At 72.3% G+C, this 15,979-nt stretch carries 17 protein-coding genes; 8 read left to right on the top strand and 9 right to left on the bottom strand.

From position 1 onward, the window contains the following. Positions 1–108 precede the first annotated feature (108 nt). A complete protein-coding gene (locus ACZ4Z4_RS33380) occupies positions 109–2,148 on the bottom strand; it encodes a CocE/NonD family hydrolase (RefSeq protein WP_468335858.1) in 2,040 nt (679 codons plus the stop codon). Between the two features lie 72 nt (positions 2,149–2,220). Beyond that, complete coding sequence (locus tag ACZ4Z4_RS33375) at positions 2,221–3,534, bottom strand: ATP-grasp domain-containing protein (protein ID WP_468335855.1); 1,314 nt, start codon at positions 3,532–3,534, stop codon at positions 2,221–2,223. Positions 3,535–3,669: 135 nt separating this feature from the next. Here ACZ4Z4_RS33375 and ACZ4Z4_RS33370 point away from each other — a divergent pair, with 135 nt between their 5' ends. Continuing rightward, positions 3,670–4,638, top strand: coding sequence for a tellurite resistance/C4-dicarboxylate transporter family protein (locus ACZ4Z4_RS33370; RefSeq protein ID WP_468335852.1), 969 nt, complete (start codon positions 3,670–3,672; stop codon positions 4,636–4,638). On the opposite strand, the gene ACZ4Z4_RS33365 is transcribed toward ACZ4Z4_RS33370, so the two are convergent. Together ACZ4Z4_RS33365 and ACZ4Z4_RS33360 are read right to left on the bottom strand one after the other, a co-directional pair. Beyond that, on the bottom strand, positions 4,604–6,025 hold the full coding sequence (locus tag ACZ4Z4_RS33365) for a vWA domain-containing protein (protein ID WP_468336242.1): 1,422 nt from the start codon (positions 6,023–6,025) through the stop codon (positions 4,604–4,606). The genes ACZ4Z4_RS33370 and ACZ4Z4_RS33365 overlap by 35 nt on opposite strands. Positions 6,026–6,093: 68 nt before the next feature. Beyond that, entirely contained in the window at positions 6,094–6,963 is an 870-nt protein-coding gene (locus ACZ4Z4_RS33360) for an AAA family ATPase (protein WP_468335849.1), read from the bottom strand. Between the two features lie 182 nt (positions 6,964–7,145). On the opposite strand from ACZ4Z4_RS33360, the gene ACZ4Z4_RS33355 reads away from it, so the two are divergent. From ACZ4Z4_RS33355 to ACZ4Z4_RS33345, 3 genes are all read left to right on the top strand, one after another. Next, the gene (locus ACZ4Z4_RS33355) at positions 7,146–7,643 is read left to right on the top strand and encodes a winged helix-turn-helix transcriptional regulator (RefSeq protein ID WP_362988550.1); all 498 of its coding nucleotides are present in this window, start codon (positions 7,146–7,148) and stop codon (positions 7,641–7,643) included. A 120-nt stretch (positions 7,644–7,763) separates the two neighbouring features. Continuing rightward, complete coding sequence (locus ACZ4Z4_RS33350) at positions 7,764–8,312, top strand: SRPBCC family protein (protein WP_468335842.1); 549 nt, start codon at positions 7,764–7,766, stop codon at positions 8,310–8,312. A gap of 34 nt (positions 8,313–8,346) precedes the next feature. Continuing rightward, the gene (locus ACZ4Z4_RS33345; RefSeq protein ID WP_468335838.1) at positions 8,347–9,402 is read left to right on the top strand and encodes an LLM class flavin-dependent oxidoreductase; all 1,056 of its coding nucleotides are present in this window, start codon (positions 8,347–8,349) and stop codon (positions 9,400–9,402) included. Positions 9,403–9,546: 144 nt separating this feature from the next. Here the strand turns inward: ACZ4Z4_RS33345 and ACZ4Z4_RS33340 are convergent, their stop codons facing one another. Beyond that, a complete protein-coding gene (locus ACZ4Z4_RS33340; RefSeq protein ID WP_468335835.1) occupies positions 9,547–9,987 on the bottom strand; it encodes a nitroreductase family deazaflavin-dependent oxidoreductase in 441 nt (146 codons plus the stop codon). 169 nt (positions 9,988–10,156) lie between these two features. On the opposite strand from ACZ4Z4_RS33340, the gene ACZ4Z4_RS33335 reads away from it, so the two are divergent. Beyond that, the gene (locus tag ACZ4Z4_RS33335) at positions 10,157–11,236 is read left to right on the top strand and encodes a PucR family transcriptional regulator (RefSeq protein WP_468336239.1); all 1,080 of its coding nucleotides are present in this window, start codon (positions 10,157–10,159) and stop codon (positions 11,234–11,236) included. 60 nt (positions 11,237–11,296) lie between these two features. On the opposite strand, the gene ACZ4Z4_RS33330 is transcribed toward ACZ4Z4_RS33335, so the two are convergent. Together ACZ4Z4_RS33330 and ACZ4Z4_RS33325 are read right to left on the bottom strand one after the other, a co-directional pair. Continuing rightward, positions 11,297–11,704, bottom strand: coding sequence for a CoA-binding protein (locus ACZ4Z4_RS33330; protein WP_468335831.1), 408 nt, complete (start codon positions 11,702–11,704; stop codon positions 11,297–11,299). Positions 11,705–11,724: 20 nt separating this feature from the next. Next, a complete protein-coding gene (locus ACZ4Z4_RS33325; RefSeq protein ID WP_362988564.1) occupies positions 11,725–12,300 on the bottom strand; it encodes a TerD family protein in 576 nt (191 codons plus the stop codon). 152 nt (positions 12,301–12,452) lie between these two features. Here ACZ4Z4_RS33325 and ACZ4Z4_RS33320 point away from each other — a divergent pair, with 152 nt between their 5' ends. Beyond that, positions 12,453–12,869 carry a BlaI/MecI/CopY family transcriptional regulator gene (locus ACZ4Z4_RS33320; protein WP_468335825.1) on the top strand — a complete coding sequence of 139 codons (417 nt, stop codon included), beginning with the start codon at positions 12,453–12,455 and terminating at the stop codon, positions 12,867–12,869. A 20-nt stretch (positions 12,870–12,889) separates the two neighbouring features. Further along, positions 12,890–13,822 (top strand): M56 family metallopeptidase, encoded by a 933-nt coding sequence (locus ACZ4Z4_RS33315; RefSeq protein ID WP_468335821.1) that lies wholly within the window; start codon positions 12,890–12,892, stop codon positions 13,820–13,822. An 81-nt stretch (positions 13,823–13,903) separates the two neighbouring features. Here the strand turns inward: ACZ4Z4_RS33315 and ACZ4Z4_RS33310 are convergent, their stop codons facing one another. Beyond that, entirely contained in the window at positions 13,904–14,359 is a 456-nt protein-coding gene (locus tag ACZ4Z4_RS33310; protein WP_468335816.1) for a tellurite resistance TerB family protein, read from the bottom strand. A 150-nt stretch (positions 14,360–14,509) separates the two neighbouring features. On the opposite strand from ACZ4Z4_RS33310, the gene ACZ4Z4_RS33305 reads away from it, so the two are divergent. Then, positions 14,510–15,226 (top strand): thiaminase II/PqqC family protein, encoded by a 717-nt coding sequence (locus tag ACZ4Z4_RS33305; RefSeq protein WP_468335813.1) that lies wholly within the window; start codon positions 14,510–14,512, stop codon positions 15,224–15,226. Between the two features lie 12 nt (positions 15,227–15,238). Here ACZ4Z4_RS33305 and ACZ4Z4_RS33300 read toward each other — a convergent pair whose 3' ends face one another. Beyond that, complete coding sequence (locus ACZ4Z4_RS33300; RefSeq protein WP_468335809.1) at positions 15,239–15,922, bottom strand: 4'-phosphopantetheinyl transferase family protein; 684 nt, start codon at positions 15,920–15,922, stop codon at positions 15,239–15,241. Positions 15,923–15,979 lie beyond the last annotated feature (57 nt).

Below are 15,979 nucleotides of genomic sequence, written 5' to 3'. Positions count from 1 at the left end.
TCTCCCCCGGCCTGTGCGCCAAACCCGGCCGCCGCGCCGCCGGCCAGGGCCGGGCGGAGGACCGGCGGGCGGCTTTGCGCGCGTGCGGTCGGGTCGGGCGGGCGCAGGTCAGAGCAGGTCGCGCGGCAGGGTTTCGTTCCAGGTGCGGGAGAAGACGCGCCGCTCGCCCTCGTAGCCGTCCAAGGTCGCGTCGACGAAGAAGTTCTCCTCGTCGCACCGCAGCACGGTGCGGGTCCGCACGCTGACGTCCCAGTCGTCCCGCCGGAACCGCATCGTCCAGTCGGACTCGCCGCCCACCGAGGTGAAGTCGTCCCCGGTCGCGGTGTACCGCTCGTACGCCCGGCAGCCGACGTCGAGTCCGATCTCGTCGTAGCGCACCATGCCGCGGTCCTTGACGATCTCCAGCGAGGAGTCGTATCCGACCAGGTCGCGCTTGACCTCCCAGCGCTGCTCCGGCGGGGAGAGCCGGGTGGTGGCGAGCGGCGGGGTGCCCTCGGGTTCGCCGAAGGGCCGCTGGGGCGCGTTGTCCGGTTCCGCCGTCGGCCGCACCGGAAGCCGCAGCGCGCTGGACCCCTCGTACACGCTGAGCACCACGGGGCGCGGTGGGGGCCAGGCCAGCGGCCAGTAGGACGTCGACAGGGAGAGCCGGATCCGGTGGCCGGGCGGGAAGGACTGGGCGACGCCGTTGAGCTGGAGGGTCGCGCGGTAGCGGCGGCCCGGTTCGAGCGGCTCGGGCTGGCCCGTGCCGTCCCTGTGGGTCAGGTTGAGCACGCCGTACGTGACCCGCGTGGCGCGTCCGTCGGGGGCGACGTCGGAGATGCGGGCGGCGACGGTGGCCACCGGTTCACTGACCGACAGGTCCAGTTCGACGGAGGGCGAGCCGAGGATCTCCACGGTCTCGGTGAGCTCGGGCGAGTCGAAGACGAGCGACCCGCCGTCCTCCTCGCGCTGGTCGTAGGGCAGGTCCGGCGGCGCGTTGTAGGACGCCCACTTCCCGGCGAACTGACCCACGGAGAGCGGGGACTGCACCGTCATCGCCTCGCCCGCGGGCACCTCGTCCCCGGGCGCCTCGCCGTCCATGACGATGCGGTGCCGCGCCAGCGGACGGCTGACCTGCTGGATGTGGGGCGAGGGCCAGTCCGGCTCGCCGACCCAGCGCCCGGGCCGCTCCTCGTACGAGGTGGAGGGCGGCACGCTCTCCTGCATCCAGGCCCGCAGCATCGGGCCCTCCATCACGCCGTTGTCCTCGCCCTTGAGCCAGTGGTCCCACCAGCGCACGACCTCCTGGAGGTAACCGATGGCGGGGCCGGGCTCGCCCAGGTGCGGATACTTGTGCGACCAGGGGCCGACGAGGCCCTTGCGCGGCACGTCGAGATGGGCGAGCAGCCGGGTCACGGCGTTGGAGTAGCCGTCCGCCCAGCCGCTGGAGGCGAGGACCGGACAGCGCACGGCCTGGTAGTCCTCGCAGACGGAGGCGTGCTTCCAGTACGCGTCGCGGCGCTGGTGGCGCAGCCACTCGAGGACCCAGGGCCGGGCGTGGTCGAGCCGCTCCCGCCACATCTCGCGCCACCGGTCGCCGACCACCGCGGGGTCCGGGGGACAGGTGGCGTAGGCGAACATGGTGCCCGCCTCGGCGAGGTTGTCCGACAGCATCGCCCCGCCCATGTAGTGCATGTCGTCGGCGTACCTGTCGTCCGTGAACGACGAGATGACGATCGCCTTGAGGCTCTCGGGCTGCCGGGCGGCGACCTGGAGTGCGGCGAACGCGCCCCAGGAGATGCCCATCATGCCGGTGGTGCCGTCGCACCAGGGCTGCTCCGCCAGCCAGGCGAGGACTTCCTCGGCGTCGGTCTGCTCCTGCTCCAGGTACTCGTCGGTGAGCACGCCCTCGGACTCGCCGGTGCCGCGCAGGTCGACCCGCACGCACGCGTACCCGTGCCCCGCGATGTAGGGGTGGTGGATCGAGTCGCGCTGCGAGCTCAGATCGCGCTTGCGGTACGGGATGTACTCCAGGATGGCGGGCACCGGGTCGTCGTCCGACGCCGTGGGCCGCCAGACGCGGGCCGACAGCCGGACGCCGTCGGACATCGGGATGACGACGTGCTCTTCCTCTTTCGTCGCGTACGGGAGATTGCCCACGTAACGCATGGTGCGGGGCCGTCCTCTCAGTTGCTGTCCCGCCGGGGCCGACGGGTGGTGCGGGGTGGTTCGGTGTGCCGGTCAGTCGTTGGTCTGGTCGCGGCCGCCGGGCTCGGTCTCGTCGAAGGCGAGCCCCAGCGCGGCCACGCACCGGTCGTACTTGCGCCGCAGATCCTCTTCGCTGTCGCCGCCGGTGCTGATGTGGGCCAGCTCGTAGCTGTAGCTGTCCTGATCGGTGACCTCGGACAGCTTCCTGCCCTCCTCGGCGAGGACATCGATGTGCACGCCCGGGTTGTCGCGCTCGATCCGCTCGATCTCCTCGGCCGTCGGCACCTGGTGCGACACGCCGTCGGCGAACCACCGGTAGTACCACTTGGCCGCCGTCGCGTACGGCCCCTCGCGATAGGGCAGCGCCGGGTCCTCGTCGAAGGCGAGACTGACCATGCAGTGGTGGTTGGGGACGCCGTCGACGTACGCGAAGAGCTCAGCGTGCGACTGGGAGTGCCGGGGGTTGATCTCCAGAAGATTGATGGCGTCCGTCGCCGGGTCGTAGAAGTACTCGATGCTGAACGTCGCCGAGTCCATGCCGACCTGCCGCATCACCCGCTTCGACACGTCGTGCAGCCGCCGCACCACGGGCTCCGGCAGGCCGGACGGGTACTGGTGGCGCAGGAAGCAGGAGGAGTCGGGGTAGTTGATGGAGTCGAGGACGCCGTAGACGGTGACCTCGCCCCGGTGGACGTACCCCTCCACGGCGACCTGGACGCCCGATATCGCCTCCTCGGCGAGGCAGACCTGCGCGCCCACCCCGTCCATCTCAGGGGGCAGGTCGAGCTGCTGGAGTATGTACTCGAAGGGGCGCCCGACCCGGCTGATGCCCTCCTTGATCCGGGCCACGGCCTCCCGGAACTCGTCCATGTCCTTGACGCTGTAGGCCAGCTCCGAGGAATAGGAGAGCGCCGGCTTGAGCCACATCGGGAACCGCACACCCTCCGGCGGCCGCGGATCGTCGGCGTCGAGATCGACCCGGCCGAAGCGCGGGTGCTCGTCGATCACCTTCTGCTGCTCCAGCCTGCTCCAGTACTTGTGCTCGCACTTGACGACCGACTCCAGGCTGGTGCTGCGGGTGCCGTAGCGGTCGCCCAGGATCGCGACCAGGGTGCTGACGGGAAAGTCCCAGTAGCCCACGATCGCGTCGATGCTGCCGTCGAACGAGTCGAGGATGCCCTGGGCCTTGTCCAGCAGCTCCGGCACGGAGACCTCGCCGCCCTGGAGCTCCTCGACGGTGAGCAGCGGGTGGAAGCGGTACTGCGCCGCGTCGGGAACGCTGTTCAGGGTGGGCAGATTGGCCTCGTCCAGACCGAGCACAAAGACGTTCTTGCGGGGTGCAGCCACGGATTCTCCTCCGGTCGTCGTCGGAGCGGCCGGGTACCCGCACGTCGAAAAGGCACACGTCAGGTGGGGCGCGGGAAGATCCCGACCGGCCCCGCCCGGCCAGCGGACCCGGGCCGGGTGACCGATCCTGGGGCCATGACACCCAGCCCGCCGACGACGCGCCGGGCCCGGTTCACCGCCTGGTGGACGGGGCTGCCGCCCGCGGCCGGGTCCGCGGTGATGGCCACCGGGATCATCTCCGTGGGCCTGCATCTCCTCGGCCACGAGACGCTCTCCCGCGCGGCGCTGGTGCTGGCCGCGGCCGCCTGGCTCGCGCTCGCCGTGGACTTCGCGTTCCGCCTGACGCGCCGGCGCTCGCGCTGGACGGCCGAGGCGGACACGCCGCCCGCCCTCACCGCCGTCGCCGCCACCTGCGTGCTGGGCACCCGCCTCTCGCTCCTCGGCCGGCAGCCGCTCGCCGTGACCCTGCTGGTGATCGCCGCCGCTCTCTGGCCGGTCCTGCTGCCCGCTGTCGTACGCCATTGGGGACACCGCATGCCGGGCGCGGTCTTCCTCGTCTGCGTCGCCACCCAGGGGATCGCGGTGCTCTGCGGAGCCCTGGCCCTCGCCCTGCCCGCGCGCCCGCTCTCCGGCGTCGCGCTCGTCTTCTTCTGCCTCGGTCCGGTGCTGTACGCGGCGGCCTTCGCCCGGTTCGACCTCACCGGGCTGCGGACGGGCGCGGGCGACCAGTGGGTGGCGGGCGGCGCCCTGGCGATCTCCGCGCTCGCCGGGACGAAGCTCGTGGCCGCGCCCCTGTTCACGGGCGCCTGGCACGTCGTCCTGCGCACGGTGACGCTGCTCGTCCTCGCCCTGGACCTCGCCTGGTACCTCGTCCTGCTGGTCAGCGAGGTGCGCTGGCCGCGCCCGCGCTACGACGTGCGGCGGTGGGCCACCGTCTTCCCGATGGGCATGACGGCCGTCGCCACGCTCTCGGTGAGCGCGACGGCGGGCGTCCCCTGGCTTCGGGAGCCGGGCCGGGTGCTGCTGTGGATCGCGGTCGCGGCCTGGCTGTGCGCGTTCGCGGGGATGGTCAGACGGGCAGCAGACGTGCGATCAGCCCGCTGAGCTGTCGCGCGTTGCGGCACTCGTGCATCTCGACCAGCTCGGCGTACGCGTACGCCGCCGAGTCCCCGGTCGACCACTGCGAGCGCCCCTCGGGGTTGAGCCAGTACACCCGGCGGGCCCGCTCGGCGATGTGCCGCAGCGCGGGGAGGTTGGGGTCGCTCATGTTCGTCCGGGCGTCGCCGAGGACGAAGACCGTCGAGCGCGGGCCGACCGCGTCGAGGTACCGCTCGGCGAACTCTCCCAGGGAGGTGCCGTAGTCGCTGCTCCCGTGCCAGCCCGTCACGGTGGCCTGCCCGAGGATCCGGGCGCTCAGGCCCGCCGGGTCGGCGGCGCCGCGCGCGACCAGCCCCGTCACCTCGTCCACGCGGTTGACGAAGGCGAACACGCGCACCTTGCTGAACTGGTCGTGCAACGCCTGCACCAGCAGCATCGTGAAGTTCGCGAAGCCCGCCACCGAACCGGACACATCGCACAGCAGGACCAGTTCGGGGCGCGCGGGACGGCGACGGCGCAGCACGGGGCGCATCGGCACACCGCCCGTCGACAGCGATCCGCGCAGCGTGCGGCGCAGGTCGATGCCGCCGCGCGCGGCCCGTCTGCGACGGGCGGCAAGCCGGGTCGCGAGCCTGCGCGCCAACGGATGCACCGCCCGGCGCAATTCGTCCAGGTGCGCGCGGCCCGCGAGGAGGAAATCGACGCGGTCGGCGGTGGTCGCCACGGCGCGGCGGGCGATCTCCTGCGTGCCGCGCCGCTCGGCGACCCGGCGGCGCGCCTCGGTGCGGACCCGCTCACGGAACCCCTCGATGCGGCGCCGCACCTCGTCGGCCAGGAGACGGTCGGTGAACTCCGCCTCGCCGGTGTCCTGCCCGTCCTGCCCGGTGGAGCCCGCGCGGAGGGCGGCGAGGACCCGGGTGAGCAGCGTCTCCGGACGCAGCCGGCTCAGGGTCTGGTACGACGACCAGCCGTCCGCGCCCGACGAGGAGCCGTCCGCGCCCGAAGAAGAAGAGGAGGAGCCGTAACCGCCGAAGCCGTCGACCGCTTCGCCTGCCAACTGGCCGAGCAGCGCTTGGTCGTTCGCGGCGAGGGCGGCGACGAGCCGTTCCCGCAGCGCGTCCCGGTCGGCGTCACCGCCGCCCTCGTGCACGCGGTCGCTCCCGTCGTCCGGCGCTCCGACGCCCAGCGGGAAGTACAGGTCGAAGACCGGGTCGAAGACCGCGCGCTGGTCCTCCCGGTGGAGCAGCGCGGCGGCGAGCCCCTCCCTGACCCGCTCGCGGTCGGTGAGTCCGAGCACTTCGAGGGCGGCCGCGGCGTCGACGGTCTCACCCGGCCCGATGTGCAGTCCGTGCGAACGGAGAGTGCCGACAAGACCGGTGAGGCGACCGGTGATGCCGGGGGACTCGGATAGGGGAGAACCAGGCGCGGAGGAGGCGGGTCCGGCCTCGGTCGGCGGGGGCGTCACACGGCGTCCAGGTCGAGCTTGGCCACGGCCTTCAGCACGTCGTCCTGGTGCTTGAGAACCACGCCCAGGCTGTCGCGCACGACGGTCTCGTCCAGCGTGCCGGCGCCGAGCGCGAGCAGCGTACGGGCCCAGTCGATGGTCTCCGCGACCGACGGCACCTTCCGCAGGTCCATCGCGCGCAGCGCGCCGACCACCCGCACCACCGACGCGGCGAGCGCCTCGTCGAGTCCGGGCACCTTCATGCGGACGATGCGGCGCTCCAGCTCCTCCTCGGGGAAGCCGATGTGGAGGAAGAGGCAGCGGCGGCGCAGCGCCTCGGACAGCTCACGGCTCGCGTTGGAGGTGAGGACGACGAACGGGCGGCGCTCGGCGCTGATCGTGCCCAGCTCCGGCACGGTGACCTGGAAGTCGCTGAGGACTTCGAGGAGCAGCCCCTCGACCTCGACGTCGGCCTTGTCCGTCTCGTCGATCAGCAGGACCTTCGGCTCGTCGCTGCGGATCGCGGTGAGCAGCGGGCGCGGGAGCAGGAACTCCTCGCTGAAGATGTCGGTGCGCGTCTCGTCCCACGACTCGTCGCGGCCCGCGGTGATACGCAGCAGCTGCTTGGCGTGGTTCCACTCGTACAGCGCCCGCGACTCGTCGACACCCTCGTAGCACTGGAGCCGGACGAGCCGGGCGCCCGCGACCTCGGCGACGGCTTTCGCCAGCTCCGTCTTGCCCACTCCGGCCGGGCCCTCCACGAGCAGCGGCTTGCCGAGCCGGTCCGCGAGGAAGACGGTCGTGGCGACGGCGGGGGAGGCCAGATAGCCGGTGGTGGCCAGGCGCGCCGAGACGTCGTCGACGGATGTGAAGTACCCGGTCGTCATGGGGGTGTTCTCCTGACTGCTCGGCTCGGCCGGCCCCCGCCGGGGCGCCGGTCCTCGTACCCGATCAGCTCCAAGCGCCCGCTTACAACAGGCGGGCGCCGATTGCGTCGAACGTCACCCTCCCGGGCACGGCTCCTTGCTGCTGGGTCTCATGCTGAGACCGACCTTCGTATGCTGGCGTCATGAGGCGGACCTCCTTTGCGAACTGGCCGTGCTCCATCGCCCGCACGATGGACCTGCTCGGCGACTGGTGGACGCCGCTCGTCCTGCGTGAGGCGTTCTACGGCATCAAGCGCTTCGACGCCTTCCAGCGGGAGCTGGGCATCGCCCGCAACACCCTGACCGACCGGCTGCGCCGCCTCGTCGACGAAGGCCTTCTGGAGAAGCGGGCCTACCAGCGCGACCCCGTGCGCTACGACTACCTGCTCACCGAGAAGGGCCGCGACTTCTTCGGTGTCCTCGCCGCCATGAACAGCTGGGGCGACCGCTGGCTGAGCGGCGAGGAAGGCGCGCCGATCGTGTTCCACCACGACCGCTGCGGCCATGACAGCCACGCCGAAGTCGTCTGCGCCGACTGCGGGGAACCGATGACGGCCGCGAACACGAGCCCGCGGCTCGGCCCCGGTTACCCGCCCCGCCTCGCCGAACGCCCGGACGTGCAGGCCCGGTTCAACCGCTGACGGCACCGCGCCCCCGCGGTCGCGTACGACGGTGCTCGACTCTTGACGAGTAAGTCCATCTACGCAACGCTCAAGGTCAGGGGCGGAAGTCTCGTCGGTGCCTTTGGAGGGCGGTCTTCGATGGAGTGGACGGGCGCGCGTTACGCGGACGGGCCGACGGTCGAGGTGAGGAGCGGGCGGATCGCCGCGTCACCGGAAAGGGTGTGGGAGCTCGTCTCCGACATCGGCCTGCTGCCCGCCCTGAGCGCGGAGTTGCAGTCGGTCGCCTGGCTGGACGGGGCGAGCGGGCCCGCGCTCGGCGCGCGGTTCACCGGGCGCAGCAGGCACGCGTCGTTGGGGGAGTGGGAGACCACGTCGTACGTCGTGGCGTGCGAGGCGCCGCGCGAGTTCGCCTGGGCGGTGAACGACCCCGAGCACCCCAGCGCCCTCTGGCGGTTCACCCTCACGGCACAGGATGACGGAGGCACGCTCCTGACGCAGTGGATGCGGCTCGGCCCCGGCCGCTCGGGACTCAGCCACGCGATCGAGCGGATGCCGGAGAAGGAGCAGAAGATCGTGTTCGTACGGCTGAGGGAGTTCGAGCGGAGCATGACCGCCACGGTCGAGGCGATCAAGGCACTGGCCGAGGGCACGGCCGGCGCGCCGACCGCGGCAGGAGCGTGGGTCTGATGCGCACGCCGACCGCGGAAGGAGCGCGGGTGTGATGCGCACGTCGACGACGGTCGAGGCGTCCGGGGCGGACTGGCGGGAGACGGTCGACTTCGTCACCGAGGCCGAGAAGCTGGGCATGGACATCTGCTGGGTGGCCGAGGCCTGGGGCTCCGAAGCGCCCTCCCCGCTCGGCTACTTGGCGGCCCGCACCGAACGCATGTTGCTCGGCTCGGGGATCATCCAGCTCGGCACCCGCACCCCCGTCGCCATCGCCAGGGCCGCCCTCACGCTCGCGCACCTCTCCGAAGGGCGGTTCCTGCTGGGCCTCGGCCCTTCGGGGCCGCAGGTCATCGAGGGGCTGCACGGCGTGCCGTTCGCACGCCCGCTCTCCCGGATGCGGGAGACCGTGGACATCGTCCGGCGGGCGGCCTCCGGCGAGAAGATCGTCCACGAGGGGCGGGAGTTCACCGTCCCGCTGCCCGGCGGCGAGGCCCGGCCCATGCGTCTGTCGCTGCGCACCGAGCACGACCTGCCGATCTACCTCGCCACGCTCTCCCCGAAGATGCTCCGCCTCACGGGAGAGGTCGCGAACGGCTGGCTCGGCACCAGTTTCGTGCCGGAAGGCGCCAAGGAGGCCTACTTCGACCATCTGGACGCGGGCCTCGCTGCGGCCGGCCGCACCCGCGCCGACCTCGACATCTGCCAGGGCGCCGAAGTGGCGTTCGCGGACGACGAGGACGCCCTGCGCGTGATGGTCGCGGGCCGGAAGAAGGAACTCGCCTTCAGCCTCGGCGGGATGGGCTCCGCCACCACCAATTTCTACAACGCCGCCTACAGCAGGCAGGGCTGGGCCGAGGTCGCCGCGGAGGTCCGCGAGCGCTGGCAGGCCGGCGACCGGGACGGCGCGGCCGGCCTCGTGAGCGACGAGATGGTCCTCGCGACCACGTTGATCGGCACCGAGGAGATGGTCCGCGAACGGCTGCGCGTCTGGTGCGCCGCGGGCGTCGACACGGTCCGGCTCTATCCGGCGGGCGACACGCTGGACGCGCGGCTCGGCACGCTGGGGCGGGCGATCGAGCTCGTGCGGGAGGCGGGTGGCGAGGAGTGAGGGGACGCCGCCGGGGGCGCCGGACCGACGCCTACGGCGGTGACCCCGCGTCCCGGGCCCGGTAGGCCCGAACAGGGCCAGGATGATCAGGGCTTCGGGACAGGATCAGGACTCGACTCGTACAGGATCAGGACTCGTACGGGGTCAGGACTCGAACGGGGTCAGGATGAAGAGCGGGATCTCCCGGTCCGTCTTCGTCTGGTACTCGTCGTACGCCGGCCAGACCGCGACCGCCCGCTCCCACCACAGCCGCCGCTCCTCGCCGGAGGCGACCCGCGCGCGGTAGTCCTTCTTCACCGGGCCGTCCTGCAACTCCACGTGCGGGTTCGCGATCAGGTTGTGGTACCAGGACGGGTTCGCCGGGTCGCCGCCCTTCGACGCGACCACCGCGTACTCCCCGTCGTGTTCGACGCGCATCAGGGGGTTCTTGCGGAGCTTCCCGCTCTGGGCGCCGACCGAGGTCAGCAGGATGACGGGCTTTCCCTGCATAGTCGTCCCGGCGCTGCCGCCGGAGCTCTCGTACAGCTGGGCCTGCTTGCTCGCCCAGTCCCACGTACCGGGCTCGTATTCACCAGTCAGAGGCATGTCGGCTGCAACGCCGAGGCACCGCCGATTGTTCCGCCCCGACCCGGCCGGATGCGGCCCGATCCGACCCGGCCGCGACCCGGTCGGTCTCCACCGACTCCGTATGCGTTAAAAAGGCATCAAATCATTCAGTACGGTGGCAGCGGTTCACCACGGCATCGGGGCGGGCATGGCGGACGGAGCAGGCGTGGAGGGGTACGGCGTACCCGGCGAGTACCTCGACGGCTATGCCCGCATTCTGGCCGCCGCGGCCGCGACCGGGCGCAGGCTGAACCGCGACGAGCTGGACTCCCGGCGGGCGTTGGGGGAGCGGGCGGCCGATGCCGGGCTCGGGCTGCGGGCCCTGGTGGGCGCGCACCTGGCGGCGGCCCGCGAGCACTGGCCCGCCGCGCGGACGGTCTCCACGGACAGTGCGCTGGCCGCCGTCGAGCAGGCCGTGGACGCGTTCGCCGAGGGGTACGAACGCGCGCAGCGCCTCGCGGTCCGTCAGGAGGAGGCAGCACGGCGGGAGTTCATCGACGACCTCCTGCACGGACGCAGCGACCTGGGCCTGCTCGCCGAGCGCGCCGAACGCTTCGGGCTGCGCCTCTCCTACGAACACGCGGTCGCCGTCGCCCAGGGGGCGAGCGCGTACGAGGAGGGGGACGCCGTGCCCCGCGAGGTCGAGCGCGCCCTCATCGGCCGGTTCGGCGACCGCAGCATCCTGGTCACCACCAAGGACGGCCGAATGGTGTGCATCGCCCCCGGCGACCAGGGCGAGGTCCTCGCCTTCTTCGCCAAGCACGCGTACGCCGCCGTCGAGGGCGGCCGGGTCGTCATCGGCCGCTCGCAGCCGGGCCCGGGCGGTGTCGTCCAGTCGTACGAGGAAGCGCTCAACGCCCTCGACCTGGCTGAACGCCTGGAACTCGACGAGCCCGTGCTGCACGCCGCCGATCTGCTCGTCTACCCCGTGCTGACCCGCGACCGGCAGGCCATGGCCGACCTGGTGGTCCATACGCTCGGCCCGCTGCGGCAGGCCCGGGGCGGAGCGCAGCCGCTCATCGACACGCTCGCCGCGTTCTTCGACGCGGGCTGTGTCGCGGCGGAGGCCGCCCGCCGCCTCTCCTTGAGCGTGCGGGCACTGACGTACCGCCTGGAGCGCATACACAAGCTCACCGGCGCCAACCCGGCCGACCCCGTGCACCGCTACACCCTCCAGACCGCGGTGATCGGCGCCCGCCTGCTGGACTGGCCCGACCAGCCGTTCTGAAGGTGCCGCCGGGCAGCCCTCGCCCAGCCGCGGGACTTCCTGGCCCAGCCGCGGGACCTCCTAGCCCAGCTGCGGGATCTCGATGGCGGGGCAGCGGTTCATGACCATGTCCAGGCCCGCCGCGCGCGTCCTGTCGTACGCCGCCTCGTCGACCACGCCGAGCTGGAACCAGACGGCCCGCGCGCCGGCGGCCACCGCGTCGTCGGCGACCCGGCCCGCCAGCTCGCTGTTGACGAAGACGTCCACCACGTCGATCGGGAACGGCACGGCGGCCAGGGACGCGTATCCCTGCTCGCCGTGGACCGTCTCCGCCTTGGGGTGGATCGGCACGACGCGCTTGCCGAAGCGCTGAAGGACGGCCGCGACGCCGTACGCCGCCCGGTCGCGGTTGTTGGACAGGCCCACGACGGCCCAGGTGTCGCCGAGCTCCGTCAGGATCCTGCGCACCGTCTCCTGGTCGCCGTACATGACCTGCCTCCTCGAAACTGTCAGACGTTCACGCCGAAGTCTGTCGCGATGCCGCGCAGCCCACTGGCATAACCCTGGCCGACCGCACGGAATTTCCACTCGGCGCCGTGGCGGTAGAGCTCGCCGAAGACCATGGCGGTCTCGGTGGAGGCGTCCTCCGACAGGTCGTAGCGGGCGATCTCCACGCCGTCCGCCTGGTTCACCACGCGGATGAACGCGTTGCGGACCTGGCCGAAGCTCTGGCCGCGGTTCTCGGCGTCGTGGATCGACACCGGGAAAACGATCTTCGAGATGTCGGCGGGCACCTGCGCGAGATTCACCTTCACGGCCTCGTCGTCGCCCTCGCCCTCGCCGGTGAGGTTGTCGCCGGTGTGCTCGACCGAGCCGTCCGGGCTCGTCAGGTTGTTGTAGAAGACGAAGTGCTGGTCGGAGACGACCTTGCCGGAGTCGTCGCAGAGCAGCGCGCTGGCGTCGAGGTCGTAGTCCGTGCCGGTGGTGGTGCGTACATCCCAGCCCAGGCCGACCAGTACGGCGGTGAGGCCCGGCGCCTCCTTGCTGAGCGAGACGTTGCCGCCCTTGGCCAGGGAAACTCCCACGATGTCCTCCTACGGTCCGAGTTCTGCGATCAGTTACTAGCCGGCGTTCTTAAATCTACAGCAGTGTAGAAGTGAGTGGTGCGGAGGTGCCCGTTACGATAGGGCGCTCCCCGTCCGCCGTGGAGCACACAGAGGCAGGAGGGATCGCGGGCATGACGCATGCCGACGAGCACGAGGGGCCGGGCGAGCGGCAGCCGCGACTGCGCCGCCGCGCGCAGGGCGAACTGGAGTCGCAGGTCCTCGCCGCGCTGCATGCCGCGCGCGGACCCGTCAGCGCCGCCTGGGTGCAGGAGCGGATCGGCGGCGACCTCGCGTACACCACCGTCATGACGATCCTGACCCGCCTCCTCGCGAAGGACGTGGTCACCCGCGAGCGCGCGGGCCGGTCGTTCGCGTGGCTGCCCGCGTCGGACGAGGCCGGGCTCGCCGCCTTCCGCATGCGCAAGGTGCTCGACGGCGAGAGTGACCGCGAGGCCGTGCTCGCCAGCTTCGTCACGACGCTCACGCCCGACGACGAAGAGCTCCTGCGCGGCCTGCTCGGACAGGCGGGCGCCGAGGCCGACGACTGACGCCCGGGAGTTCTCCACTGATGGGCGTCTTCGTCTTCCTGCCCCTCGTGCTGCCGCTGACCGCGTGGCCGATCGCCCGCCTCGCCGAGCAGCACCTCCACCCGCGCACCGCGACCCGCCTGCTCACCGCCGTCGCCGGGGTGATGGCCGTGTGCAGCACGCTCTGTCTGGCGCTCCTGATGGTCGTCGGCACGGCCCAACTCCCGGGCAACCCGCTGCCCGACGGCTGGTCCGACCCCGAGGTGCGGGCGGCCGTCCCCTACGACGAGGTCGCGGGGAAGGTCGCGATCCCCGCGCTGCTCGCCGTGTGCGCGGCGTGCGCGCGCACGCTGTGGCGGCACGCGCGGGTACGCCGCAGGGGGCGCCGCGCCCTCGAAGGGCTGCGCGGCGGCTCGGTCGCCGTGCTCACCGACGAGGCTTCGTACGCCTACGCCCTGCCGACCCGCGCCGGTGGCCGGGTGGTGGTCACCACCGGCATGCTGTCCCGGCTCGCGTCCGCCGAGCGCCGCGCGCTCTTCGCCCATGAACGCGCCCACCTCTCCGCACGGCACCACCGGCACCTGCTCGTCACGCAGCTCGCGGCCCGCGCCAACCCCTTCCTGCGGCCGCTGCGCACCTCCGTGGCCTACGCCGCCGAGCGATGGGCCGACGAGGCGGCGGCCGGCGCCGTGCGCGACCGGCGGGCCGTCGCCCGCGCGATCGGCAAGGCGGCCATGGTGTCCCGGGGCGTGCCCGCGCCGACCCTCGCGGGTCTCGCGGCGCCGGGACCGGTGCCGCGCCGCGTCGCCGCGCTCCTCGCCCCGGCGCCGTCCGCCCGCACCCGGCCTTCCGTGTTCACGGCGGTGGGGCTCGCGCTGTGGTCCGCGGCGGTCGGCACCGCCGTGTCCGCGATGTCCTCGGCGAACTCCGCCGTGACGATGGTCCTCATCCTGCGGGCGGCCACGCCGCTTTGAGTCCCTGGCCAGGGGGTCTCGACGCGGTGAGCGGGCCGATCGCGGGGCGGGTCCGGCAGGTGTGAGCAGCGGGCTTGAGTTCTAGAGGTCGAACTCGTGCGGCGGCAGGTCGAGCGCGAAGCACGCCTCGCGCACCACGCCCTGCTCGTCCTTGTCGAAGTCGCCGTCGGCGCCGCCGATCACGATGCCTATCTGGATCACCGCGCGGGCCTCCGCGGGCTTCTTCTTCGCCTTGGCGACCTCCTGGAGCACGCTGACCTTGCCGAACGCGAAGTCCGCGGTCAGCTTGTCCACGTACGCGTCGAAGCGGCGGCGCAGGTCGTCCGCGGGGAAGTTCTGCAACACCTCGTTCGTGCCGATGAGCTGGGCGACGCGCTGCCGCTCGGACGGGTCCACGGTGCCGTCGGCGGCCGCCACCAGGGCGCACATCGCCATGCTGGCGTCGCGGAAGGCGCCGCTCTTGAGGTCGTTCTTCTTCGCCAGCAACTGCGTCTGCATCGTCGATGCGGATTCCTTGACGCGGTCCCACAGGGCCATGGGGGAACTCCATAAACGTATCGATGAATCAGGGGTGTCCGACGCGGTCCCGGTACGCTGCGCGCAGGTCCGGGCCCCCGCCGATTTCTACAACACTGTAGAAACTAGCAGTCCGGCCGAGAAGTTCCCGCCCAGCGGAAGGTGCGTGTGATGACTCCGACGGCACATGAGCTCCTGCGGACCACGGCCGCCCGCCTGGCCTCCGACCCGGCCGCCAACCCCCTCGTGCCGCGCATCGCCGACGGCCGGGCGCGGGCCCGGACGATCGCCGCCCTCGCACTGGAGCAGCGGCACGTCATCCCCGCCGACCGGCGCTCCTTCCAGCACCTGACCAGGCGGGCCGCCGAGGCCAAGGACCTCGAATCCGCTGCCTTCTTCGACGCCCTCGCCGACGGCGAGAGCCTCGCCAGGGAACGCCTCGCGCCGCTGCTCGACGCCTGCGGGGTGAGCAGGAACGAGGCGGCGACGTACGAACCACAGGCGGGCTGCCAGGCCTACCCCGCGTACGTGGCGTGGCTCGCCCTGAACGGCGAACCGGCCGACGTCGTCCTCGCGCTCACCGCCAACTTCGCGGTCTGGGGCGCCTGTTGCGCCACCGTCGCCCGCGCGCTGCGCGACCACTACGGATTCGGCGACGAGGCATGCGGGTTCTTCGACTTCTTCGCGGAGCCCGCGCCGGACCTCGACCGGCAGGCGCTCGTCGCGGTGCAGGCCGGCCTCGACCGGGGCCGGGTCACGACGGCGCACCTGCGCTACGGTCGCCTGCTGGGGCAGTACGAGGAGCTGTTCTGGCAGACCCTCGCCGACGGGGACCGGGACGGGGACGGGGACGAAGGCGAGGCCGCGGGTGCCGCGGGTGGGCGCTGACTTCCCGAGGTCTCAGCGCAGCACGATGGCCGTGGCCGCGATCCCGTCCCGCACCACCCACTGACCCGAGAACACCTTCAGCTCGACGCCCGCCACCACGGGCCCCTCGACCAGCAGCCGCGCGGTGAACGTGCCGTCCGGCACCAGCTCCACCCGCGCCTCCTCGAAACCGAGCCACCGCCCGGTCAGCGGGAACCACGTCTTGTAGACGGACTCCTTCGCGCTGAAGAGCAGCCGGTCCCAGGGCGTGGCGGGGTGGCGGGAGCCGAGAGCGGCCACCGCGGCACGCTCCGTCTCGTCGGCCACCAGGTTCAGGACGTCCGGATCGCGCAGCGGCTCGCCGGGCTCCGCGTCGATGCCGAGCGAGGTCACCTCGTCCGCGCGGGCCACGACCGCCGCGCGGTACCCGGCGCAGTGCGTCATGCTGCCGACGACACCGGCCGGCCAGCCGGGCGCGCCCCGGTGCCCCGGCAGGATCGGCGCGGGCGGCACCCCGATCCGGGCCAGCGCGGTGCGGGCGCAGTGCCGCACGGTGGTGAACTCGTTGCGGCGCTTGGCCACCGCGTTCGCGACGACCGCCTCCTCCTCGGGGAAGAGGACGGCGTCCGCCGGGTCGTCGTGGGTCTCGACGACGGTGACGGGCACGCCGGTGAGCAGGGATGCCAAGGGGCCCGTCGGGTCCGGGACTTGGGGCACGGTTGTCGAAGGTGACGTCACGAGGGATCACGGTACCGGGGCGGCCCGCACGGCAGC

The sequence above is a fragment of the Streptomyces sp. NPDC030245 genome (assembly GCF_055572995.1).
Note: the sequence above shows the minus strand (reverse complement) of the source record. Positions and strands in the feature narration are given on the sequence as shown.